Origin of the sequence: Pseudomonas sp. 10S4 (assembly GCF_034344865.1) — a bacterium.
Classification (GTDB): domain Bacteria; phylum Pseudomonadota; class Gammaproteobacteria; order Pseudomonadales; family Pseudomonadaceae; genus Aquipseudomonas.
This window is the reverse complement of record NZ_CP133774.1, coordinates 2,399,214-2,423,479: the sequence shown is the minus strand read 5'-3', so window position 1 is coordinate 2,423,479 and position 24,266 is coordinate 2,399,214. Positions and strand designations below refer to the sequence as shown.

The window sequence follows — 24,266 nt, the reverse complement described above, 5'->3', positions numbered from 1 at the left end:
GTGAACCGGCCCACGCCAGTAAAAACCGATAACTTCTTCCTGCTGATCTTCCGGGCACTGCGCCACCGCCGTGTACCGATTGCATTGCGCATCGCCAGCCATAACGTGATCCTGGTCGCTCTGGCCCTGGTGATCTATGCCTGCGTGATGGGTTTGCAGTTCAAGCAGGCCATGCACGAGCAGGCGGATGCGCTGGGCGAAAGCCTGACCACGCAGACTGCCACCTCCGCCACGGAGCTGTTGGTGTCCAACGACATCCTCAGCCTCAACGTGCTGCTCAACAACCTGACCAAGAACAAGTTGGTGGCCCACGCCGCCATCTACAGCGTGGATAACCGCATCCTCGCCGAATCCGGTCAGCGTCCCAAGCACAGCCTGTTGGGCGAAGCCGAAGGCATGTACGAGAGCAAGATCACGTTCCAGGACGTGACCGCCGGGCAATTGCGCATCAGCCTGGACATGGATCAGTTCCAGCAGCCGATGACCATCAGCCTGCAAAGCATGGGCATCTTGAGTGCGATTCTGCTGGCCCTGTCCCTGGCCTTGAGCCTGCGCCTGGGTCGGCACATCTCCACGCCGTTGCTGCAATTGCGGGTCTGGCTGCGCAATATCGACGAATACACCCCGGCCACCGAGCGTCAGGATGAAATCGGCGACCTGGCCCGTCAGCTGCACGCCAATTTCGCCCCGGAACCGGCCGAGCCTGAACCCTTGCCGGAACCTGAATTCGACGATGCCGATTACGACGACGAGGAGGCTGATCCAGCCTTTGAAGTGCGCAATCTGCGGGATCCGAGTTTCGATGAAACCAAGCCTGTGGCCGGTCTCAAGCCTGCGCCAAAGCGCACTGTCAGTACCGTCGAAGACGATGAGGACGATGACGCATTTGCCGATCTGCGCGATGAGTCGGCAGACAACGCGCCGAAACCAGTGGCTAAACCCGTTATCTCGAACGTGCCACAGCACAGCGCGGTATTGGCCGTACAACTCGGCGCGCAGGATCAACTGCGTCGCCTGCCGCGCACGCGCCTGGAAGAACTGCTCAAGCGCTACCGTGATTGCCTCGATCAGGCCGCTTCGCTCTATCAGAGCGAACTGCACACCCTGAACGATGGCAGCACGCTGATGCTGTTCCACACCGAAGACAGCGGCGACGACTACCTGACCAATGCTATTTGCTGCGGTGAGTTGCTACGCGCCCTGGGCCATCAGTTGCAGATCGAGGTCGCCGACAGCGGCATCACCCTGCAATTGCAGCTGGGCCTGACCTTGGGCGACGATTTGTTCGGCCTGAGCCAGATCGACCTGCTGCTGACCGAGGCGGCCCAGGATGCCCTGGCCCTCTCGCAACACAGCCGCAACCTGCTGCTGGTCGAGCGCAAGATCGGCGACGATGCGCTGATTCGCCAACGTGCGCGGATCCGGCCGATCGCTAGCCCTGAAGGCGCATGTTGTGTAGAGCGGTTGATGGAGCCTTATCCGTCGATGCTGGAGCGGCAACTGGCGCGGATGCATGAACGCCGGGCGTAATCGCCCTGTAATGAAAAAACCCGCAGACGAGTGATCGTCTGCGGGTTTTTTGTTGCCTGTTGGGGCCTCATCGCGAGCAGGCTCGCTCCCACATTTAATCGGCGCCGTCCCTGCGAATGCGGTCCCCTGTGGGAGCGAGCCTGCTCGCGATGGGGCCAGGACAGGCAATGGAGATGTCCAACCGGCAGAAACAACAAAGCCCACATCTCTGCGGGCTTTGTGTTGGATCAATCCAGGCTCAGAACCTGAACACTTCCATATCGGTACGAATCGGCGAAGCCATCGGAATCTTCGGCTGCTTGTCCTGCTCGGCAGCAGGCGCCACAGGCTTGGCCGCCTGTTTACGCGGTGCGTCAGCAATCGGTGGCTGATTGGCCAGCGGCTTCAACGCTACCGACAACTGCTCCGCCAGACGTTGCAACAACACACCCTGAGCCTGAACCTGAGCCGCAGTACCGCCAGCATGCTGTTCTTGCAGATGAATGATGCGGTTATCGCGAACCTGGCCACGACGGTCGATCAGACGCCACTGCGCATCGAGGATCGCCGGTTGCGACTCACCCGAGTCCAGGCGAGTAATCGTCAGCAGCACCTGAACATCCGGGGCAAAGCCCAATGTCGCCGGCGCCAGCACTACGCGCTGGCTGTCCAGATGACCGGCCACCTGACGCAGCAGCAACTGATCGATATCCGAAGACAAGCTACCCGCCCAGCGACCATCGACCGACGCCTGAAGGCTGCCATCCGGCTGACGCTGCAGCAGGGTTTCACGTTGCAGGTAGTCGGCAATCGTTACCGGGCCCAACAATACAGCCATGCCGGCGCTTTGCGCAGGCTGAGCCGGGCTTCCGCTGTCCAGCTGATACAACGACACCGGCTGGTGTACGCTGCAACCCGCCAGGCCAAGAACGCCAGCGAGCATCAAAATAAAAGGAAGGCGCAGAGCAGTCATCGTCCCATCCAGGTGGCTGCCACAAGGCTAACCACAGTGAAAATACTCAATAAATATGAAGAACGCTCGGCCACGCCGGCGCTTGAAAGGCCATATCATCCGTGAATATGCGTTCCGACTCCAGCGCGAAAGCGCCGATCTACGCGTTAAATCGTAGATCAGCGCCTCTAGCACGCCTAATTGAGGTTTTCGACGAGCAGCGCATCCACCCTCTGAAAGCCACGTGGCAGTTTGTTACCACGACGCCCGCGCTCACCTTTGTAGTGTTCGAGGTCGTCCGCTTTCAGTGACAAGGTACGTTTTCCGGCCTGCAACACCAACGTGGCGCCATCCGGCAGAACCGCGATGTCCGTGACATATTCTTCGCGACTGGCCACACGCTCGCCGGAGATCCCGATGATCTTGTTGCCTTTGCCCTTGCCTAATTGTGGCAGGTCGCTGATTTTGAAGATCAGCAGGCGACCTTCGGTCGTGACCGAGGCCAGCCAGTTGTTCTCGCGATCGGCGACCGGGCGCGGCAGGATGACTTTCGAGTTGTTCGGCAAGCTCAGCAGGGCTTTGCCGGCCTTGTTCTTGGCCTGGAAGTCTTCACCCTTGACCACAAAACCGTAACCGGCGTCGGAGGCGATCACGTACAGCGAATCGTCTTCCGGCATCAGCACGCATTCGAAGGTCGCCCCTGGTGGCGGCGTCAGGCGACCGGTCAGCGGTTCGCCCTGGCCTCGGGCCGATGGCAAGGTATGCGCGGCCACCGAATAACTGCGGCCGGTGGAGTCGATAAACACCGCAAACTGGTTTGAGCGACCCGGTGCCAAGGCCTTGAAACCATCCCCGGCCTTGTAGGACAGCCCGGTGGCGTCGATTTCATGACCCTTGGCGGAACGAATCCAGCCTTTTTCCGACAGCACCACCGTCACTTTCTCGTTCGGCAGCAGGTCGTGTTCGGTCAGGGCTTTGGCTTCGGTGCGCTCGACGATTGGCGAACGACGGTCGTCGCCATAGGTTTCGGCATCTTTGATCAGCTCGGTGCGCACCAGCTTCTTAAGCTTGGCTTCGCTACCCAGCAGGGCTTGCAGCTTGGCTTGTTCCTTGAGCAATTCATCCTGCTCGGCACGCAGCTTCATTTCTTCCAGTCGCGCCAACTGACGCAAACGGGTGTCGAGAATGTAGTCGGCCTGGATTTCGCTCAGGGCGAAACGCGCGATCAGCGCTGCTTTCGGGTGTTCCTCGGTACGGATGATGTGAATCACTTCATCCAGGTTGAGGTAGGCGATCAACAAACCGTCCAACAGGTGCAGGCGACGCTCGACCTTGTCGAGGCGGAATTGCAGGCGTCGGCGCACGGTGTTGACGCGGAACTCCAGCCATTCAACCAACAGCGCACGCAGATTCTTGAGCTGCGGCTTGCCGTCGAGGCCGATGATGTTGATGTTCACCCGATAGCTCGACTCCAGCTCGGTGCTGGCGAACAGGTGCTGCATCAACGCATCGTGGTCAAAATTCTTGCGGGCACCAGGAATGATCACGATCCGGCACGGGTTTTCGTGGTCGGACTCGTCGCGCAGGTCGGCGATTTGCGGGGCCTTGGAAGGCTTGGCCTGCATCATCGCCGCGATCTGCTCCAGCACCTTGGCACCGGAAACCTGATGCGGCAGCGCGGTGACAATAATGTCGCCGTCTTCGACGTGGTACACGGCGCGCATGCGCACCGAGCCCTTGCCGGTTTCGTAGATTTTCAGCAGGTCGGCGCGCGGGGTGATGATTTCCGCTTCGGTCGGGTAATCCGGACCCTGGATGTGTTCGCAGAGCTGTTCGACCGTGGCTTTGGGCTCATCGAGCAAACGCACACACGCTGTCGCGACTTCGCGCAGGTTGTGCGGCGGGATGTTGGTGGCCATGCCGACGGCGATGCCGGTGGTGCCGTTGAGCAGGATGTTAGGCAAACGTGCCGGCAACACCAGCGGTTCATCGAGCGTGCCGTCGAAGTTCGGGCCCCAGTCCGCCGTGCCCTGGCCCAGTTCGCTGAGCAGCACTTCGGAATAGCGCGACAGCCGCGCTTCGGTGTAACGCATGGCGGCGAAGGACTTGGGATCATCCGGCGCACCCCAGTTACCCTGACCGTCGACCAGCGTATAGCGATAGCTGAACGGCTGCGCCATCAGGACCATGGCTTCGTAGCAGGCCGAATCGCCGTGCGGGTGAAATTTACCGAGTACGTCACCGACGGTACGCGCCGATTTCTTGTGCTTGGAATCGGCGTCCAGCCCCAACTCGCTCATCGCATAGATGATGCGCCGCTGTACCGGTTTCAGGCCGTCGCCGATATGCGGCAAGGCACGGTCCATGATCACGTACATGGAGTAGTTGAGGTAGGCATTTTCGGTGAAGTCAGCCAGTGACCGGCGCTCTACACCGTCCAGGCTGAGATCAAGGGAGTCGCTCATGCGGGCCTCATCATTTCGTTGTCTGGCGCAGCAGCATGGTGCCACCGCGCTGGGTAAATTCAAGTTTGTTCAGTGCGCTCATACCGAGCAGCACTTGATTGCCCTCCAGGCCTGGCGCGACCAGCGCGCGAACATCACGCAGCACGATATCGCCCAGTTGCAAACGGTCGATGCGGGTTCGATAACCCTGGCTCAAACCGTTGGCCGTGCTCAGGGTCACCCCGAAGCCTTTCTCCAGTTTCAGCCGTTCGGCCAATTCCTGCGGGATCGACACATCGGTCGCCCCGGTATCCAGCATAAAATCCACCGGCTGGCCGTTGATCTGGCCGCTGGCGACAAAATGACCCTGGTTGTTACCGACCAGTTTCACTTCGACAAAACCTTCACCCTGCTGCGAACTGAGCACCGCATTAGGGTTTTGCTGACGCTCTTCCAACTGCCCGAAAAACCGTGTCGCCAAAAACAATGCCGCGCACCAGGCCAGGATCATGAACACCCGACCGGCGCGTTTGCCCGGCGGTTGCTGACTCACGGCTTGGCGCTCCAGCCACCTTCAGGCGCGGCGAAGCGCCAGACAATCGGGCGGACTTCACCATCGGCGCGGGCACCGAAGTTGTTGTCGACACCAATCCAGGCACCGTCGGCGTCAATGATCAACGCCTCTTCCAGCCCATAGTTCTGTGAGTAACGACGGTTTTCCTGCAACAACTCGGCGGCATACGACCAGCAGCGCTCGACTTTGGCCGTTTGCGCGTCGCGGCGACAGATCTGATAGGCGTTGCGCTCAAGGGTAAACAGCTTGCCGTTGAACAATGACAGGTCGGAAAAATCCCGGTTAACCGGTCTGGCCTTGGGAAACTGCGGTGGCTGCATTTCCATGCCCGCTTCGCTCAACAACACACAGCCACCGTCGCAGTCCCACACGGTCTGCTTACGTTTGATCCGCAGCAAACCACGGCTTTGACGCTCCGCGGCGAGCCACATTTCATCGCCCGCCGGATTGATCGCCAAGCCTTCGAACAGCGCATTGAATTGCAGCAGCATGCCGCTGGCCCGCGCTTCGCGAACCAGCATCGGCGAGATTTTCAGCCACGACGCAGTGCCCTGCGGCGACACTTGCAGCACGGCCGCGTGGCCTTCGCTGACGATGTAGCGATTGCCGGCGCTGTCACAGGTGATGCCTTCGAAATCCAGGTCCCCACCGCGCACGAAAGACGCCGCCCAATTACGCGAACTCAATCCCAAGGGCAAACCGCTGTCCGGCACGGGTGGTACGTCGATGTGCACGGTTTCGGCTTGCCAGGTTTTTTGGCGGGTATCGAGACGGTAGATTTGATCATCGTCGCGATCCGAAACGGTCCACAGCTCTTTGCCACACTGGGCCAGCCCCGACAGGTTGCCGCCGCGCATGCCATCGACGGCATGTTCGGACAACAGGCGCAGCTCCGGCGCCGGTTCGGCAGACGCCGTTACCGAGACCAGCAGCAACGCACACGCCAGGGCAAAGCCAAGCCGCATCAGCCCAGAACCTCGGCCAGGTTGCCTTTGGATTCCAGCCAGGACTTGCGGTCACCGGCGCGTTTCTTCGCCAGCAGCATGTCCATCATTTCGGCGGTGGCCTCGTAATCCTCCAGCGTCAACTGCACCAGGCGCCGCGTGTTCGGGTCCATGGTGGTTTCGCGCAGTTGCGGCGGGTTCATTTCACCCAGACCTTTGAATCGGGTGACCTGCGGCTTGCCGCGTTTCTTCTCGGCCACCAGCCGATCAAGGATGCCATCGCGCTCGGCTTCGTCCAGGGCGTAGTAAATCTCTTTGCCCAGGTCGATGCGGTACAGCGGCGGCATCGCGACGTAGACGTGACCGGCATCCACCAACGGGCGGAAATGCTGGACGAACAACGCGCAAAGCAAGGTCGCGATGTGCAGACCGTCGGAGTCGGCGTCGGCGAGGATGCAGATCTTGCCGTAACGCAGCTGGGCGATGTCTGCCGAGCCCGGATCGACACCGATGGCAACGGCAATGTTGTGCACTTCCTGGCTGGCCAGCACTTCGCTGCCGTCGACTTCCCAGGTGTTCAGGATCTTGCCGCGTAACGGCAGGATCGCTTGAAACTCTTTGTCACGCGCCTGCTTGGCCGAACCGCCAGCGGAATCACCTTCGACCAGGAACAGTTCGGAGCGCATCGGGTCCTGCCCGGCGCAGTCGGCGAGTTTGCCCGGCAGTGCGGGACCCGCGGTGATGCGCTTGCGCTCGACCTTTTTGCTCGCTTTCAGACGACGGCCGGCGTTGTTGATCGCCAGCTCCGCCAGCAGCATGCCGGTTTCCGGGTTGGCGTTGAGCCACAGGCTGAATGCATCCTTGACCACGCCAGAGACGAAAGCCGCCGCTTCACGGGACGACAGGCGTTCTTTGGTCTGGCCGGAGAATTGCGGCTCCTGCATTTTCATCGACAGGACGAAGGCGATGCGCTCCCAGACGTCTTCCGGCGCCAGCTTCACGCCGCGCGGCAGCAGGCTGCGGAACTCGCAGAACTCGCGCATCGCATCGAGCAAGCCCTGACGCAAACCGTTGACGTGCGTACCGCCCTGGGCCGTCGGGATCAGGTTGACGTAGCTTTCCTGCACGCTGTCGCCACCTTCCGGCAACCACAGCAGCGCCCAATCAACCGCTTCTTTATTACCGGCCAGGCTGCCGCAAAACGGCTCGTCCGGCAGACGCTCGAAGCCATTGACCGCGTCTACCAGGTAGGAGCGCAGGCCGTCTTCGTAATGCCATTCGACTTTTTCGCCGGTTGCCTTGTCTTCAAAACTGACCAGCAGCCCCGGGCACAGAACGGCCTTGGCCTTGAGCACGTGTTTGAGGCGGCTGATGGAGAATTTTGGCGAATCGAAATACTTCGGGTCCGGCGCGAAGAACACGCTGGTGCCGGTGTTGCGCTTGCCGACGGTGCCAATGACTTCCAGCTCGGTTTTCTTGTAACCGTCAGCAAAAGTCATCTGGTATTCGTTGCCGTCACGCTTTACGCGGACACGAACTTCGTTCGACAAGGCGTTGACCACGGAAATACCTACCCCGTGCAAACCGCCGGAGAACTGGTAGTTCTTGTTGGAAAACTTGCCGCCCGCATGGAGTTTGGTGAGGATCAGCTCGACACCCGACACGCCCTCTTCCGGGTGAATGTCCACCGGCATGCCACGGCCGTCATCGCTGACTTCCAGGGAGTGATCGGCGTGCAGGATGACCTGCACCGACGTCGCGTGCCCGGCCAAGGCTTCGTCGACGCTGTTGTCGATGACTTCCTGGGCGAGGTGGTTCGGCCGACTGGTGTCGGTGTACATGCCGGGGCGTTTACGCACCGGGTCGAGGCCCGAGAGGACTTCGATGGCGTCTGCGTTATAAGAGCTAGCGCTGGGAGTGGCCATGGGGTCTCGTCGTCAATGTTCCGTGAATAAGAGGCGAAGTTTTTTATAGAGCGGTGAAATCGATCGCCTGATACAAATCTGCGCCGATACCGGCAAAACTCAACATGGCCGGCAATTGTTCGGCAAAGCCCTGGAAACTATGGTCGCCGCCGGCCTGGATGCGCAAGGCACAGGCTCGGTAATACTGCTGGGCGAGGCGGTAGTCCAGCGTTTCGTCGCCGGTCTGCAACCACACCTGATAGCGCTGCGGATCCTGGGGCGCCGGCACTTCCAGCTCGGCCAGGGCCGTCACATGGTCGTGGGTCAATTCCCAGGCTTCATCGGTATACAAGTTTTTCTGCGTCCCCAGATACCCGTCAAACATCCGGTGCGGACTGACGGCAGGGTTGATCAGCAGGGCCTTGAGGTCATGGTGCTCGGCCAAGTGAGTGGCATAGTAGCCGCCGAGTGAGCTGCCGACCAGCAGTGGCCGCCCCAGCGCTTCAATCGCCCGGTTTAGCTGACCGATGGCCTCGCGCGGGTGGTGATGCAAGGCCGGGACCTGCAACTGATCGCTCAAGCCCAGACGGTCCATCACTTCCATCAACTGTGTCGCCTTTTTTGACGAAGGCGCGCTGTTGAAACCGTGGATATAAAGGATCGAACCGGACATTTGAACTCCCTGAGCGTCGGGTAAAGAGGCGCAGTTTACAGGGAGACGGGAGGATCGGGGATATCCCTGGGATTTGAGGCGTCTGTTCTAACGCCTTCGCGAGCAAGCCCGCTCCCACAGGGGATTTGTGAACGACGCAGATCCAATGTGGGAGCGGGCTTGCTCGCGAAGAACGATAACTCGGCCTAATGGTTACGCCGGATCGACATTATCCAGCGCCCGATTCACCGCCAGATCAGCCAGCATGACCAGTTGCTGGATCGCCATCGCTGTCTGCCGGTCCGGCCATTGAAGTCGCGCCGCAAAATCGCTGGCCAGGACACTCGCCGACGCCAGGGACTCACAGGCATTGGCCAACAGGCTTTCCGTGTCTTTTTCGGGGACGATCATGTACATCGTGCTGGGTTTGCGGGTCGGGGGATTTGGGGTTGGTTTGAACATGGTGACACCTCAGTTCATTAATATGGAGCCACCCCCAATTGCCGCGATGCAATGTAAGGGTGGCAGCTGTACGCGGGTTCGCGGACCGAGAACTGAGAATCGGCATACCCGAAGGTATCCCACGCACAGCCGCCATGACAAAAAACGACAAGCACACAAAAGTGCTGTTGTAAGGCGCGGCGATTATGCCTCAGTTCAGTGGGCCGCGAAGCCCGATCGCTGAATGTGTCAGCGACAGACAAAAGGCTAGAGATGCCACGTCCGACGGGCAACCTGAAAACATCGTGGGAAGGTTCCGAAATTTTTGCTGACCATTAAACAGCATCGTTTTCGAGGACGCCTTCGCGAGCAGGCTCGCTCCCACAATTGGACCGAATCCATCCGGAAGAGATAGGTCGGCTGTCAGGCCGCCTTCGCAGGCAAGCCAGCTCCCACAATAGACAGGGTTGTCCGGATGGACGCGATCCAATGTGGGAGCGAGCTTGCTCGCGATGAACGATGACGCGGTCTACGCCGGATCGACGGTATCCAGCACCCGATTCACCGCCAACTCGGCCAGCATGACAATTTGCTGAAACGCCATCGCCGTATGCCGGTCCGGCCCTTGCAGGCGCGCGGCAAAATCACTGGCCATGACACTGGCAGAGGCTAGGGACTCACAGGCGTGGGCTAATAGGCTTTCGGCGTCCACATTAGGGACGATCATGAACATCGCGCTGGGTTTTCGGGTGGGCGGATTAGGGGTAGGTTTGAACATAGCGGTACTCCAGAGGAAGAAATGGAGCCACTGACAAATTACCGCGAAGCAATTTGGGTGGCAGCTGTACGCAGGTTCGCGGACCGATCCTCTGGCAACTCGGCATACCCGAAGGTATCCCGCGCACAGCCGCCATGACACGAAACGACAGACACCCGAAAGCGCTGCTGTTTAGGCGGGGCGATTATGCCTGAGAAAGCGAGCCGCGAAGCCCGATCGCTGAATGTGTCAGCGACAGACAAAAGGCTAGAGATGCCACGTCCGACGGGCAACCTGAAAACATCGTGGGAAGGCTCCGAAATTTTTGCTGACCATTAAACAGCGTCGTTTGCGAGGACGTCATCGCGAGCAGGCTCGCTCCCACAATTGGACCGAGTACATCCGAAAGATATGGGTCGGCTGGCAGGCCGCCTTCGCGGGCAAGCCTCGCTCCTACAAAAGCAGAATCAAAAGCAGAGCGGCGTACACCGCTCCGCTCTTCACCACTCATTAGGCCGAGCGTTAGCTCGCCTGCTCTTGATCTTGATCTTGATCTTGCTCTGCCCGCCCCTTCGGGAGGCTGAGTGGAGGTGTTCATCTGGGGGTGGGCGCGTAGCGCCGTGCGGCGAAGCCGCACACATCGAGAGGAGGTCGAAGCGAAGCCGACCGGAGGCGATGCCCCCAGATGAATACCGGAACGAAGGAACGCCGAGCCTAAGCGAGGGGCCGGACGCTCGGGGCGAGACCTTTTGGTTCCTTTTGGGGCGTTTGCCAAAAGGGACTCGCTGTAAGAGCGAAACCATAAGAAGCCGTTACCGCAGCAACGGATATACACCCAAAACTCAGTACCCGTTGGAACCGTAATCAACCGTAAAATCGAACCCGACAACACGCTCAACCCCAGTCTCAATCAGACCATCAGGCAAAAGCCGCAACCACCGATACCCCGGCGCCTGCTCCCCCACCTTAAAATCCTCACTCCCCGGCTCAAACTGAATACACGTCGAAGGCGAAGCGATCAGCCGCACACCATCGCGCATCTGGTCGATCTCTTGATGCACATGCCCCCACAAAACCGCACGCACCTGAGGAAACCGATCCAGCACCGCAAACAAAGCCTCAGGATTACGCAACCCGATCGGCTCCATCCAGGCACAACCAATCGACACCGGATGATGATGGAAACACACCAGATGATGCCGCTCCGGCGCCTCACTCAATGAACGCGCCAACAACTGCAACTGCTCATCCTGCAAATACCCCGGCACCGAACCCGGCACCGCCGAATCCAGCAATGTCACCCGCCAATTGCCAACGTCCACAACCGGCTCCAGCAGCGAACTCTGCACCGCCGCCTCAGCCATGATCATCGGTTCATCATGATTGCCAGGAATCCACCGCGCCGGCGCATCAAGCTGTCGGGTCAAGTCGCGAAACTGCTGATACGACTCCAGCGTCCCGTCCTGGGAAATGTCGCCACTGGCAATGATCAAATCGATCTGCGGCTGTTGCTGCCGGACCAGATCAATGACCTTTTGCAGGCTGTCGCGCGTGTTCATGCCCAGCAGCGTGCCGTCCGCCTCGGCAAACAGGTGACTGTCGGACAGCTGTACCAGCAACGCCGAATCGGCGGTGGTCAATGTGGATACGCTCGGCAAGGCGTTCTCCCTGGGCGTGATCGCGGGATTAAATATAGGCCGCAATTATGCTGGGGGAAGATCAAAAGAGGAAACCGCTGAACCGGACGCAGTTCACATCTATCGAACGACGGCGTACTCGTGCCCACACGCCAGGCAGTGACTCAGCCATTCCCCCAGGAACAAATTGAGCTGCGCCTTTTCATCTGGCTGATGCATCGCGGCGTTCGGGTAAGGATAGATGCCCCGGAAGCGTCTTGCATGTTCGGCGCTAACGACCTCGGCCATGCACGCATCGTGGTAGACCTGAACTTCCAGTTGCGGCACCGGCAGCCACGGCAGGCTGTGTTCCTGGCGCACTTGCAACGTCGTGGTGTACGGACAGACTTGCAGCACTTCCAGCGCCAGAACACCGAGCATCTGATCGCCCTGAGTCACGGCAATGCGCCGCGCCTCAGGCTCGCTGCGCATGTCCGGCAACAGTCGCATCAAACGCGCGTAGTTTGCCTCGCAGGAGGCTTGCAGCCCCACGAGGTCCACCCGATAGCGATCGCGCAGCTTGTTTACGACCATAACCCCCTCACTTCAGCGCGGTTCAAAGCAAGCCATTGCAAAGCAATGATGCTGGCCGCGTTGGCAATTCGTCCATCGCGTACGGCCTGCAGGGCATCTTCGAAGGCCCAGACCGTGACACGGATATCTTCCGCTTCTTCTGCCAGTCCATGCAGCCCCCCTACTCCGTTTGTTTCACAACGCCCGAGGAACAAGTGCACGAATTCGTTGCTGCCGCCCGGCGATGGAAAATATTTGGTCATCGGCCAAAGCGCCCCGAACACAAGCCCAGCTTCCTCCTGCGCTTCACGGTGAGCAACTTCTTCCGGCACTTCGTCTTTGTCGATCAGACCAGCGACCAGCTCGATCAGCCACGGGTTGTCGGTCTTGCCCATGGCGCCGACCCGAAACTGCTCGATCAGCACCACTTCGTCGCGCTGCGGATCGTAAGGCAGCACGCAGACTGCATCGTGGCGAACGAACACTTCACGATTGATCTCGCGACTCATGCCACCGGCGAACAATTCGTGGCGCAAATGCAGACGATCGAGTTTGTAGAAGCCCTCGTAGCATCTTTCGCGCTGAACGATATCAACGGTGGTTGGAATGGCGTTGGCAAAATCAGTCATGACAATCCTCGTTTACTGCTTCCGTTACGAGGTTCCAACCTCGACTTCGCGCCATCCTAACGCGCTCGCGACGTTTGATGCAGCCCCTTTACCGTCATCGGGATAGACGGTGAGGGCGAAACCAACTCTAATTAGCTTAGTGGCGAACTGACTGCTTCGTTGACAGTCGAAGCGGTAACTTTTCGCCTTTCCCTGTTTTATGAAGGACGCCCATGTCGCTTTTTAAAATCGCCTCCGTGGCCGCCATCGCCCTGACCTTGGGCGCCTGCCAGAGCCTGTTCCAACCCAACTACCGGACACCGCTGGACTCGACCCGCGATGCCTCGGAAACCTTGAAGCCAGGTTGCTCCACGCCTGAATGCCCGTTGGTGAACATCGATACGGTGCATTTTTCTGCGGAGCCACAGTTGGACGGCATCGTCGAAAAACGCCTGCTGCAATTGACCCAAACTACGCCCGGCGCCCCAGTTGCACCGACCCTGGCCGCCTACCGCGAACAGTTTTTGCGCACCGCCGATCCGCACACCAGCATCTACTTGCAAGCCAAGGTACGTGAGCAGCATGACGGCTTGGTGATCGTTGAATTGTCCAGTTACCTCGACACCGGCGACGAACATGGCACGCCGGGCCGCGCTTTCATCAACTACTCGCGCCAGCAGCACAAGGTGCTGACCCTGTCGGATATGTTGTTGCCGGGGCAGGAAGATGCATTCTGGAAAGCTGCGCAAGTGGCGCACAACAGCTGGCTGATCAGCACCAAGCTCGATCAGGAACCCGAGTTCGTCAAGAGCTGGCCGTTTGTGAAAACCCCACTCGTGGCACTGACCTACGGCGCGGTGATCCTCAAGTACAACGTGAGCACCATTGCGCCGTACGCCCTGGGCCACACTGAACTGAAGATCCCTTACCCGCGCCTCAACGGTATTCTCAGGCCCGAGCTGTTTCCCGGCCGTAACTGAAGGCTCGACCGAGCACAAGCTGCAGCAGCCCTGCCAGTACCAGCGACGGCAGGGTTGCGCCGATGTCCGGATAGAGATTGGCCAGCAGATGATAAGTGCTCACGCCGCCCAGCCAGGCGAGCAACGCCGGCCAGCGCAACGCGGCTGACGCCACCTGGCTGCTGCGTTTACGCAGGATGAAGTGATCCACCAGCACCACACCGAACAGCGGCGCAAACACCGAACCGATCAACAACAGGAAGTTCTGGTACTGGGCCAATGGCGCCAGGCAAGCGATCAGCGTGCAAATAACGCCGATGGCCAAGGCCAGATGTTCGACTTTCAAGCGCAACAGAATCCCGCTCGATACCGCCGCCGAGTGAATATCGGCAAAGGCGTTTTCTGACTCATCCAGCAGAATCAGCAGCAGCGGAATCCCCAGGCCAGCACCGGCCAGCGCCAACAGCAAGGCATTCACTTCACCGCTCGGTGCGAAAGCCAACGTGTAAGCCACGCCGAGGCTCATCAACCAGAAATTACCGATAAAGAAGCCCAGCGCGGTGCCGCCGAAGACGTTTTTCGCACGCTTGCCGAAACGCGAGTAGTCGGCAATCAGCGGCAGCCAGGACAGCGGCATCGCGATGGCGATGTCAAAACCCACGGCGAATGGCATCGAACCGTCACCCGCCTGCGCCCACAGCGCCGCCAGATCGGCCTTGGCAAACAGGTTCCAGGTCAGCCAGATGCATGCCGCCAGCAGCAACCAGATGCCCCACTTGCGCAGGATCTTGCGCACGAACGTCAGCGGGCCGCTGACCGCGAGCAAGGTCGCGAGTGCGCCGAACACCAGGGTCCAGAGCAGAGGGTTCGACAGCAAACTGCCTTCGCTAAAGGCGCGAGCGCCGAGCAGGCTGGCGGCATCGCGCATGACGATGATTTCGAACGAGCCCCAACCGATCAGTTGCAGCAGGTTCAGCATCGCCGGCAGGCTCGCGCCTTTCACGCCGAGGCTGAGTTTGAGCGCGGCCATCGACGACAGGCCGGTGTCGCTGCCGATCACGCCGACCGCAGCCAGCAGCAAAACGCCGACCAACGTGCCGAGAAAGATCGCCAGCAGCGAGCCGGACAGTCCCAGACCTGGCGCGAGCAAAGCACCGGTCTGCAAGACCATCAGGCCGATGCCGAGGGAAAACCACAGGGAAAACAGATCGCGGCCGCCGAACACACGTTTGTCGGTCGGCACCGCGATATCAGGGGAATAAGTGCTGGGTTGAATGCTCAAGGGTGTTATCTCAGAGGGACATTTGTTGTTGTGTTGACCCACAGATCCCTTGTGGCGAGGGGGCTTGCCCCCGTTGGATTGCGCAGCAACCCCAAAACAGACAACCGAGATCTGTCAGTCAGAACTCATCGCCGGATTTGCGACTGCTTCGCAGCCGAACGGGGGCAAGCCCCTCGCCACAGGGTGATCAATACGGGATCAAACCTTCTTGTAAAGCTGACTGCCTTCCTGCTTGAACCGCTCTGCCTGGTCCGCCAATCCCTGGGCGACTTCGGCATCGACGGTTTCAATCCGTTGGTTGGCCGCGTACTCACGGACTTCCTGAGTGATTTTCATCGAGCAGAATTTTGGCCCGCACATGGAGCAGAAGTGCGCGACCTTGGCCGAATCCTTCGGCAGGGTTTCATCGTGATACGAACGCGCGGTGTCCGGATCGAGACCGAGGTTGAACTGGTCTTCCCAACGGAATTCGAAACGCGCCTTGCTCAAGGCGTTGTCACGAATTTGCGCCCCCGGATGGCCCTTAGCAAGGTCGGCGGCATGAGCGGCGATCTTGTAAGTAATGATCCCGGTCTTCACGTCGTCCTTGTTCGGCAGGCCCAAGTGTTCCTTCGGCGTGACGTAGCAAAGCATCGCGCAACCAAACCAGCCGATCATCGCCGCACCGATACCGGAAGTGATGTGGTCGTAGCCTGGCGCGATGTCAGTGGTCAGTGGGCCGAGGGTGTAGAACGGCGCCTCGTCGCAGCACTCAAGCTGCTTGTCCATGTTCTCTTTGATCAACTGCATCGGCACGTGGCCCGGGCCTTCGATCATGCATTGCACGTCGTGCTTCCAGGCGATTTTGGTCAGCTCGCCGAGGGTTTCCAGCTCACCGAATTGCGCGGCGTCGTTGGCGTCGGCAATCGAGCCCGGACGCAGGCCATCGCCCAGCGAGAAGCTGACGTCGTAGGCCTTCATGATTTCGCAGATGTCTTCGAAATGGGTGTAGAGGAAGTTCTCTTTGTGGTGCGCCAGGCACCACTTGGCCATGATCGAACCACCGCGGGAAACGATGCCGGTCACGCGTTTGGCGGTCAGCGGCACGTAGCGCAGCAGTACGCCGGCGTGGATGGTGAAGTAATCGACGCCCTGCTCGGCCTGTTCGATCAGCGTGTCGCGGAACAGCTCCCAGGTCAGGTCTTCGGCGGCGCCGCCGACTTTTTCCAGGGCCTGGTAGATCGGCACGGTGCCGATTGGCACTGGCGAGTTGCGGATGATCCACTCGCGGGTTTCGTGAATGTGCTTGCCGGTGGACAGGTCCATGACCGTGTCCGAACCCCAGCGAATGCCCCACGTCAGTTTCGCCACTTCTTCTTCGATGGACGAACCCAGTGCGCTGTTGCCGATGTTGCCGTTGATCTTCACCAGGAAGTTACGGCCGATGATCATCGGTTCCAGTTCGGTGTGGTTGATGTTGGCCGGAATGATCGCGCGACCGCGGGCGATCTCGTCACGGACAAATTCCGGGGTAATGATTTTCGGCACGCTGGCACCAAAGCTGTGACCGGCGTGTTGCTGGTCCAGCAGCCCGGCGGCGCGGGCCACTTCGAGCTTCATGTTTTCGCGGATGGCGACGTATTCCATCTCGGCGGTGATGATGCCTTTGCGGGCGTAGTGCATCTGGCTGACGTTGGCCCCGGCCTTGGCGCGGCGCGGGTTGTTCACGTGGGCGAAACGCAGCTTGGTCAACTCGGCATCGGCGAGGCGTTCCTGGCCGAAGTTCGAGCTCAGGCCGGGCAGACGCTCGGTGTCGCCACGGGACTCGATCCACGGCGAACGAATGTCGCCCAGGCCTTTGCGCACGTCGATGATGACGTTGGGGTCGGTGTACGGGCCGGAGGTGTCGTACACCACGACAGGTGCGTTGATCTCACCGCCGAAGTCGGTCGGGGTCACGTCGAGGCTGATTTCGCGCATCGGCACGAGGATGTCCGGGCGGGAACCCTGGACATAGATTTTTTGCGAGCGGGTAAACGGCTGAACCGATTGTTGATCGACTTGGGCCGAGTCACTCAGGTTCGTCGTATTTTTTGGTTTTATCGTCATCACGGGCTCTCCGAACACATCCAGGCAGTGGATTTATTGTCGGAGCGAACCTGTAATCGAATGGACGCACGGGCGCTGGAATACCAGCTGTGCTGTGCTCAGTGCTCGAGGGGTGTTCGATTGTCGAACAACATCCCGGACGAAGCACAAGAGGACTCGCCGGGTGACGAGAAATCTTGTTCCCTACGCAGGCGCTAACCTGATCAGGTTCAACGGGATCCGAAATTATTCGATCTCAGCCTCATAGCAAGGCACCCCGACAAGAACCCGGCCAGTCTAGACACAACTGGCAAAGAACGCCAACACCGCGGTAAACACCATGATGAATGGCGTAATTACAGGATTGTTGCCAAACGTGTGCGCAACTACACTCGCTACGCCGTGCCGCGCCTTGACGCTGTACGACGCCGCGCCGTACCTTTGGCGCTCAAATTATCAGCGTAATTTTAGGGATGGCTAAATGCTGCGCAAACTCTCACTGGCCCTTGCCGTGTCTTGTGCGTCCAATGGAATGGCCTGGGCAGCAGAAGCGCCCTTATCCACCAAAACCGACCTGGTCAGCGTCTACCAGGAAGCGGTGGATAACAACGCCGACCTGGCCGCCGCGCGCGCCCAGTATGGCGCTCAGAAAGAAGTCGTGCCCCAGGCCCGTGCCGGGTTGCTGCCAAACATCTCCGGCGGCGCTGAAGTGGCCGATGTGCGCACCCAGCTCGACCAGCCTGCGGCCACTGCCAACCGCAGCGCTCATTCGTATCAGGCAACCCTGTCCCAGCCACTGTTCCGCGCCGATCGCTGGTTCCAGTTCCAGGCTGCCAAGGACGTCAACGAGCAAGCTGCCCTGCAACTCTCGGCGACCGAGCAGAACCTGATCCTGCAAACCGCTGAAAACTACTTCAACGTGCTGCGCAGCCGGGACAACCTGGCCTCGACCAAGGCTGAAGAAGCGGCGTTCAAACGTCAGCTCGACCAGTCCAATGAGCGCTTTGATGTGGGCCTGTCGGACAAGACCGACGTGCTGCAATCCCAGGCCAGTTACGACACGGCGCGGGCCAACCGAATCCTGGCCCAGCGTCAGGTGGATGATGCGTTCGAAGCGCTGATCACCCTGACCAACCGTCAGTACAACTCGATCCAGGGCATCGTCCACACCTTGCCGATCCTGCCGCCGACGCCGAACGACGCCAAGGCTTGGGTCGACACCGCCGCCCGACAGAACCTCAACCTGTTGGCCAGCAACTACGCCGTCAGCGCCGCCGAACAAACCCTCAAGCAGCGCAAGGCCGGTCACGCACCGACCCTGGACGCCGTGGCGAAGTACGAGAAAGGCGACAACGATGCGCTGGGCTTCGGCAACCCGAGTGCCTTCGGTACGCCTTACGGCGGCAACGTCGAGCAACGCACGCTGGCCCTGCAGCTGAGCATTCCGATCTACAGCGGCGGGCTGACCAGCTCCCAGGTGCGCGAGTCTTCCTCACGCCTCGACCAGTCCGAACAACAGCGTGAAGGCCTACGCCGGCAAATCGTCGAAAACACCCGCAACCTGCACCGCGCGGTGAACACCGACGTCGAGCAGGTACAGGCGCGCAAGCAGTCGATCATCTCCAACCAGAGCGCGGTGGAAGCGACCGAAATCGGTTATCAGGTGGGGACGCGCAACATCGTCGACGTGCTCGATGCCCAGCGTCAGCTGTACACCTCGGTACGTAACTACAACAACACCCGTTACGACTACATCCTCGACAACCTGCGCTTGAAGCAGGCGGCGGGCACGTTAAACCCGGGGGATTTGCAGGATTTGTCGCGCTATCTCAAGGCTGACTACAATCCGGACAAAGACTTTCTGCCACCGGATTTGGCGAAGGCTGCGGCGGAACAACTCAAGGCCCGCCCATAAGGGATTTCGCCGCAGGGCTTTCCTGTGGCGAGGGAGCTTGCTCCCGCTGGGCTGCGAAGCGGCCCTAAAACCTGAGCATGCGGTCTGACAGGGAGACCGCATTGGCTGATTTCACGACTGCTTCGCAGCCGAACGGGAGCAAGCTCCCTCGCCACAATGAATCAGTGACAGATTCAGGTTTTGTCGACCAATCTTCCCAACCCATCAAGCAACCGCTGCAACGCGCCCTGATTAGTACGCATCACTTTCAATCCTGCTTCTGCCATCCGCTGCGCATCGCGCGGCAATTCGAACAACCGCTGCACCGCCAACGCCAAACCTTCAGCATCATCGACCTCGGCCAACGCGCCAGCGCTGCGCAACTGCGCGGCGATTTCGAGGAAGTTGAACAGGTGCGGACCACTCAAAACCGGCTTGGCCAGCGCCGCCGGTTCCAGCAGGTTATGCCCGCCATTGGGCACCAGACTGCCGCCGACAAAAGCGCTGTCAGCCAAGGCATAGAGAAACAGCAACTCGCCCATGGTGTCGCCCAGCAGCACCGAAGTAGCGGCTGTGACCGGCTCGCCACTGGAACGACGCACCGTGGCAAAACCCTGCTGCTTGCACAACTCGAACACCGAATTGAAACGCTCCGGGTGCCGCGGCACCAGAATCAGCAACGCATCAGGATGACTGGCCAGCAGCTGTTGATGCGCAGCCAGCACCACTTCGTCTTCACCTTCGTGGGTGCTGGCGGCAATCCACACCGGACGCTCCATCGCCTGCCATTGCCCACGCAACTCGGTGGCGCGCAGGAGCAATTGCGGGTCGATGGTCAGGTCAAACTTGATCGAACCGGTGACCTCGACGGTTTCCGGACGCGCGCCGAGCGAGCGGAAGCGCTCGGCCTCAGCCTCGGTCTGCACCGCAAACAGACTCATCTCGGCCAGCATCGGCCCGGTCAGTTTATGAAAGCGCCCATAGCCTTTGGCCGAACGTTCGGACAGTCGCGCATTGGCCAGCGCCACCGGAATCCCGCGCTTGGCGCATTGATGAATGTGGTTGGGCCACAGCTCGGTTTCCATGATCACCGCCAGCGTCGGCTGAACCCGATCAAGGAACCGCGCCGCTGCGCACGGCAAGTCGTACGGCAAATAGCAGTGCTGGATGCGCGGTTCATTGGCAAACAACGCCTGAATACGCTCCGAACCGGTCGGGGTCATGCAGGTCACGGTGATCGGCAGCGCTGGATAACGTTGCAGCAAGGCGCGAATCATCGGCGCGGCGGCAATGCTTTCGCCCACCGACACCGCGTGCACCCAAATGCCGCCCGGCTTCATCACCGGCATCCCGTAGGAGAACCGCTCGCCAATGCGTTTGGCATACGCCGGCGCCTTGCGCGAGCGCAGCCACAGCCGAATCGCTACCAGTGGCAGCCCCAGGTAAAACAGCGCGGTGTAGAGAGTTCTATTCATGGCGGCGGAGTTTATCGGTTTTTAAGCCGATCGCCTGCAAGTGCACGGCAAAACGTTCGGCCAACCAACGCGCCGCCGGGCCGAGCGGTTCGTCACGACGCCAGACCAGTTCCACCACCAGTGCCGGCGGGGTCCATTCGCTGACCAGTTCGACCATCAGATCCTGATAGGCCGGGTATTGCACCACATGGCGCGGTAACCAGGCCCAACCCAGACCACGCACCAACCATTCCGCCATCACGTAGAAACTGTCCGCACGCCAGACCTGCGGGCTCGCCGGCTCGCTGCCGGGATAGACACTGGACTGCGTAGACATCAGCAACTGTCGATGCTGCGCCAGTTGCTGGCAGTCCACTTCAGCTGCCGCCGCCAACGGGTGTCCTATGCCACAGACCGTGACCATTTCGACGCTACCCACCACCCGACGCTCCAGCGCTTCGGGGATCTGGTCGTGAAAGAACAGCAGCCCCAGATCAGCCCGCCGCTCCACCAGTTTGCGCGCGACATCGCCTTGCGCGGCGCTGGTCAGTTGCACTTCAAGGCTGGGGAATTGCTCGGCCAGGGCTTCGAAGCTTTCGATGATGGGCTGATAAGGCATCGCCTCATCCTGCGCCACGCGCAGACGCGCCTCCTGACCACGCATCATTGCCAACGCCCGACCGTTCAGGCGTTCGCACTGGCGCAGCACTTCCCGCGCCTCTTCCAGCAAGGCACTGCCGGCCTCGGTCAGCTTCGGCTGGCGGCCGCTGCTGCGGTCGAACAGGCTCACGCCCAAATCCTCCTCCAGCAACGCAATCGAACTGCTGACTGCCGACTGCGCCTTGCGCTGATCCCGCGCCACCGCGGAAAACGAACGCTGTTCCGCTACGCTGACAAACAAACGCAGTTGCTCAAGATTCCATTGCATGTTCATGGCCAAACCCATCTCCACGGCAGATAGGTAATGACTTTACCGCATCTGGAGAATCTCTAGAATGCCGACCTCAGAAAGCAACACTTCACACGAGGATTACCCCATGACCGCTTACTACTACCTGGCCATCGCCATCTGCGCCGAAGTGATCGCCACTGTTTCGATGAAAGCGGTCAAAGGCTTCAGCACGCCCCTGCCACTGATCCTGGTGATCGTCGGCTACAGCATCGCTTTCTGGATGCTAACCCTGGTGGTGCGCAGTGTTCCGGTGGGCGTCGCTTACGCGGTATGGGCCGGCATGGGAATTGTGATGGTCAGCGTGGCAGCGCTGTTTATCTACGGGCAGAAGCTGGATGTACCGGCGATGCTGGGGATGGGGTTGATTGTGCTCGGCGTTGTGGTGATCCAGCTTTTCTCCAAAACCGCCGGGCACTAACTGCCCACATCAATCCCTGCGGCATCAATCCCCTGTGGCGAGGGAGCTTGCTCCCGCTCGGCTGCGAAGCAGTCGTAAAACCAGACAATGCGGTCTGCCTGAAAGACCGCATGCTCAGGGTTTGGGGCTGCTACGCAGCCCAGCGGAGCAAGCTCCCTCGCCACAGGTGCGGTGGTGTCTGGCCATCTATTGATCGCCAGCAAAACCTCTAATCTTCGAGTCTGTATACTGCGCCCTCGTCTTGAACACTGAGGTCGCCGCATGCCATCTGTTATTTCCACCGACGTTCTGATTGTCGGCGCTGGTGTCGCCGGCCTTTGGCTGAATGCGCGCCTGCGCCGTCAGGGTTTTTCGACCGTGCTGGTGGAAAGTGCCAGCCTCGGTGGCGGGCAAAGCGTGAAGTCCCAGGGCATCATCCACGGTGGCGCTAAATATGCGTTGCACGGCGCCTTGACCGGCGCCTCGGAGGCCATCGCCGACATGCCGCGCCGCTGGCGTGAGGCGCTGGCCGGTGACGGCGAACTGGACCTGACCGGCGTGCGCCTGTTGTCCGAAGCCCACTACCTGTGGTCCCCCGGCACGATTGCCGGCAACCTCACCAGTTTCTTCGCCAGCAAAGCCGTGCGCGGGCGGGTCGATCAGGTCAAGGGCGACCAACTGCCGCCAGCCCTGCAAGACAAGCGCTTCAAGGGCAAGGTTTATCGCCTGGCAGAACTGGTGGTCGACGTCCCGAGCCTGATCCAGCGCCTGGCGGATCTGGCGGGTGATGGTTTGCTCGCCGGGCAGACAATCGAACCGTTTCTGGAAGGTGGAATTCTGGTCGGCCTGAAAGTCGACGGCCGCGAGATTCGCGCCCAGCGCATCGTCCTTAGCGCCGGTGCCGGGACCGCTGCGCTGCTCGAAGCGCTGGGGCTGACTCAGCCCGCCATGCAGCGCCGGCCGTTGCATATGATCATCGCCAAAGGCCCGAGCCTCAAACCGCTGTACGCCCACTGCCTGGGCGGCGGCACCAAACCGCGCATCACCGTGACCACCCATCCGGCCGCTGATGGCCAATGGATCTGGTACCTGGGCGGGGACATTGCCGAAGCCGAAGGTGTTGCCCGCGAACCCGCCGAGCAAATCGCCACGGCGCAGAAAGAACTCGGCCAGTTGCTGCCATGGATCGACTTGAGCACCACGCAATGGGCCACCTTACGCGTGGATCGCGCCGAGCCGTTGCAAACAGGCCTGACCCGACCGGACAAAGCCTTCCTCGCCGAGCAAGGTCGACTGCTGGTCGGTTGGCCTACCAAACTGGCGCTGGCGCCGGACTTCGCCGACCGGGTCATCGCCAGCCTTGACCGCGACGGCATTCAACCCGGCCCTGCTGCGCCGTTGCCCGAGCTGCCAAAACCACCGATGGGTGTTGCGGCGTGGGAGCAACTGCTGCCATGAGCCAACCGACCCTGCACGACCTGCATCGCCCGCTGGGCAGCACCGGCCTGCTGGTTTCACCGCTGGGCCTGGGCACCGTCAAACTCGGTCGCGATCAAGGGGTGAAATACCCCAACGGCTTCCAGATCCCGGACGATGACGAAGCGCGCATGCTGCTCAAACTCGCCCGCGACATGGGCATCAACCTGATCGACACCGCCCCGGCCTATGGCCGCAGCGAAGAACGCCTCGGCCCGTTGCTGCGCGGTCAGCGTCAGGACTGGGTGATTGTCAGCAAGGTCGGCGAAGAGTTTGCCGACGGCCAGTCGAACCACGATTTCAGCGCCGCTCACACACGCCGTTCGGTGGAACGCAGCCTGCAACGCCTGGAAACGGATTTTATCGACCTGGTGCTGGTGCACTCCGACGGCAACGACCTTGCGATCCTCAACGACTGCGAGGTCTACGCGACTCTCGCCGAGCTCAAGGCCGAAGGCAAGATTCGCGGTTTCGGTTTTTCCGGCAAAACCGTTGAAGGCGGCTTGAAGGCTCTGGAACAAGGTGATTGCGCCATGGTCACCTACAATTTGAACGAACAAAACGAAAAAGCCGTCATTGACTATGCTGCTGCTCACGGCAAAGCCATCCTGGTGAAAAAGCCCTCGCCAGCGGTCACGTCTGCCTGAGCCCCGGCGTCGACCCGGTGCGCGCCAGCTTCGAGTTGTTGTTTGAACATCCGGGTGTTGCCAGTGCTATTGTCGGGACCATCAATCCGCTGCACCTCGCCCACAACGTCGCGACCGTTGCCCAAGTCCTTCGTAGAAACTGATGCCGCCCACGCGGCCTTAAG

19 protein-coding genes, 2 pseudogenes and 1 riboswitch are annotated in these 24,266 nt (G+C 60.3%); of the genes and pseudogenes, 6 read left to right on the top strand and 15 right to left on the bottom strand.

The annotated features are described in order from the left end of the window. Entirely contained in the window at positions 1-1,530 is a 1,530-nt protein-coding gene (locus RHM58_RS11180; protein WP_201200095.1) for an AhpA/YtjB family protein, read from the top strand. A gap of 238 nt (positions 1,531-1,768) precedes the next feature. On the opposite strand, the gene RHM58_RS11175 is transcribed toward RHM58_RS11180, so the two are convergent. The 11 genes and pseudogenes from RHM58_RS11175 to RHM58_RS11125 all read right to left on the bottom strand — a co-directional run bounded on the left by RHM58_RS11175 (position 1,769) and on the right by RHM58_RS11125 (position 12,995). Next, positions 1,769-2,482: a PqiC family protein gene (locus RHM58_RS11175; protein ID WP_201200093.1), complete on the bottom strand. Its 714-nt coding sequence runs from the start codon at positions 2,480-2,482 to the stop codon at positions 1,769-1,771. Between the two features lie 176 nt (positions 2,483-2,658). Continuing rightward, a complete protein-coding gene (parC, locus tag RHM58_RS11170) occupies positions 2,659-4,926 on the bottom strand; it encodes a DNA topoisomerase IV subunit A (RefSeq protein WP_322270384.1) in 2,268 nt (755 codons plus the stop codon). Positions 4,927-4,936: 10 nt separating this feature from the next. Further along, on the bottom strand, positions 4,937-5,458 hold the full coding sequence (locus RHM58_RS11165) for a retropepsin-like aspartic protease family protein (protein WP_201200081.1): 522 nt from the start codon (positions 5,456-5,458) through the stop codon (positions 4,937-4,939). Beyond that, complete coding sequence (locus tag RHM58_RS11160) at positions 5,455-6,444, bottom strand: esterase-like activity of phytase family protein (RefSeq protein WP_201200079.1); 990 nt, start codon at positions 6,442-6,444, stop codon at positions 5,455-5,457. Before RHM58_RS11160 ends, RHM58_RS11165 begins: the two co-directional genes overlap by 4 nt. Beyond that, on the bottom strand, positions 6,444-8,348 hold the full coding sequence (gene parE, locus RHM58_RS11155; RefSeq protein WP_201200077.1) for a DNA topoisomerase IV subunit B: 1,905 nt from the start codon (positions 8,346-8,348) through the stop codon (positions 6,444-6,446). The genes RHM58_RS11160 and parE overlap by 1 nt, the downstream gene beginning before the upstream one ends. A 43-nt stretch (positions 8,349-8,391) precedes the next feature. After that, positions 8,392-9,000: a YqiA/YcfP family alpha/beta fold hydrolase gene (locus RHM58_RS11150; protein WP_322270381.1), complete on the bottom strand. Its 609-nt coding sequence runs from the start codon at positions 8,998-9,000 to the stop codon at positions 8,392-8,394. Positions 9,001-9,192: 192 nt separating this feature from the next. Beyond that, positions 9,193-9,414: pseudogene (locus RHM58_RS11145) on the bottom strand (DUF6124 family protein); the annotation flags it as partial. Between the two features lie 535 nt (positions 9,415-9,949). Further along, positions 9,950-10,198 carry a DUF6124 family protein gene (locus RHM58_RS11140; protein WP_322270378.1) on the bottom strand — a complete coding sequence of 83 codons (249 nt, stop codon included), beginning with the start codon at positions 10,196-10,198 and terminating at the stop codon, positions 9,950-9,952. Positions 10,199-11,019: 821 nt separating this feature from the next. Beyond that, complete coding sequence (cpdA, locus tag RHM58_RS11135; RefSeq protein WP_322270377.1) at positions 11,020-11,835, bottom strand: 3',5'-cyclic-AMP phosphodiesterase; 816 nt, start codon at positions 11,833-11,835, stop codon at positions 11,020-11,022. A gap of 99 nt (positions 11,836-11,934) precedes the next feature. Beyond that, positions 11,935-12,387 carry a DUF1249 domain-containing protein gene (locus RHM58_RS11130; protein ID WP_123510868.1) on the bottom strand — a complete coding sequence of 151 codons (453 nt, stop codon included), beginning with the start codon at positions 12,385-12,387 and terminating at the stop codon, positions 11,935-11,937. Then, positions 12,378-12,995, bottom strand: coding sequence for an NUDIX domain-containing protein (locus RHM58_RS11125; RefSeq protein WP_201200073.1), 618 nt, complete (start codon positions 12,993-12,995; stop codon positions 12,378-12,380). The genes RHM58_RS11130 and RHM58_RS11125 overlap by 10 nt, the downstream gene beginning before the upstream one ends. A gap of 212 nt (positions 12,996-13,207) precedes the next feature. Here RHM58_RS11125 and RHM58_RS11120 point away from each other — a divergent pair, with 212 nt between their 5' ends. Continuing rightward, a complete protein-coding gene (locus tag RHM58_RS11120) occupies positions 13,208-13,954 on the top strand; it encodes an RsiV family protein (protein WP_322270375.1) in 747 nt (248 codons plus the stop codon). Here RHM58_RS11120 and cytX read toward each other — a convergent pair. Together cytX and thiC are read right to left on the bottom strand one after the other, a co-directional pair. After that, positions 13,923-15,215, bottom strand: coding sequence for a putative hydroxymethylpyrimidine transporter CytX (gene cytX / locus RHM58_RS11115; RefSeq protein ID WP_201200071.1), 1,293 nt, complete (start codon positions 15,213-15,215; stop codon positions 13,923-13,925). The genes RHM58_RS11120 and cytX overlap by 32 nt on opposite strands. Positions 15,216-15,413: 198 nt before the next feature. Continuing rightward, on the bottom strand, positions 15,414-17,303 hold the full coding sequence (gene thiC, locus RHM58_RS11110) for a phosphomethylpyrimidine synthase ThiC (protein WP_201200070.1): 1,890 nt from the start codon (positions 17,301-17,303) through the stop codon (positions 15,414-15,416). 163 nt (positions 17,304-17,466) lie between these two features. After that, positions 17,467-17,572: riboswitch (TPP riboswitch) on the bottom strand. A 191-nt stretch (positions 17,573-17,763) separates the two neighbouring features. Between thiC and RHM58_RS11105 the strand changes: the two genes are divergently transcribed. Next, complete coding sequence (locus tag RHM58_RS11105) at positions 17,764-19,197, top strand: TolC family outer membrane protein (RefSeq protein ID WP_322270373.1); 1,434 nt, start codon at positions 17,764-17,766, stop codon at positions 19,195-19,197. A 173-nt stretch (positions 19,198-19,370) separates the two neighbouring features. On the opposite strand, the gene waaA is transcribed toward RHM58_RS11105, so the two are convergent. Continuing rightward, complete coding sequence (gene waaA / locus RHM58_RS11100; RefSeq protein WP_322270372.1) at positions 19,371-20,651, bottom strand: lipid IV(A) 3-deoxy-D-manno-octulosonic acid transferase; 1,281 nt, start codon at positions 20,649-20,651, stop codon at positions 19,371-19,373. Further along, positions 20,644-21,564 (bottom strand): LysR family transcriptional regulator, encoded by a 921-nt coding sequence (locus RHM58_RS11095; RefSeq protein ID WP_322270371.1) that lies wholly within the window; start codon positions 21,562-21,564, stop codon positions 20,644-20,646. Before RHM58_RS11095 ends, waaA begins: the two co-directional genes overlap by 8 nt. A gap of 103 nt (positions 21,565-21,667) precedes the next feature. Between RHM58_RS11095 and RHM58_RS11090 the strand changes: the two genes are divergently transcribed. The 3 genes and pseudogenes from RHM58_RS11090 (at position 21,668) to RHM58_RS11080 (ending at position 24,245) form a co-directional block, all read left to right on the top strand. After that, complete coding sequence (locus RHM58_RS11090) at positions 21,668-22,000, top strand: DMT family transporter (RefSeq protein ID WP_201189584.1); 333 nt, start codon at positions 21,668-21,670, stop codon at positions 21,998-22,000. A gap of 261 nt (positions 22,001-22,261) precedes the next feature. Further along, positions 22,262-23,437: an NAD(P)/FAD-dependent oxidoreductase gene (locus RHM58_RS11085; RefSeq protein WP_201200063.1), complete on the top strand. Its 1,176-nt coding sequence runs from the start codon at positions 22,262-22,264 to the stop codon at positions 23,435-23,437. Further along, positions 23,434-24,245: pseudogene (locus RHM58_RS11080) on the top strand (aldo/keto reductase). Before RHM58_RS11085 ends, RHM58_RS11080 begins: the two are co-directional and overlap by 4 nt. Positions 24,246-24,266: the final 21 nt, after the last annotated feature.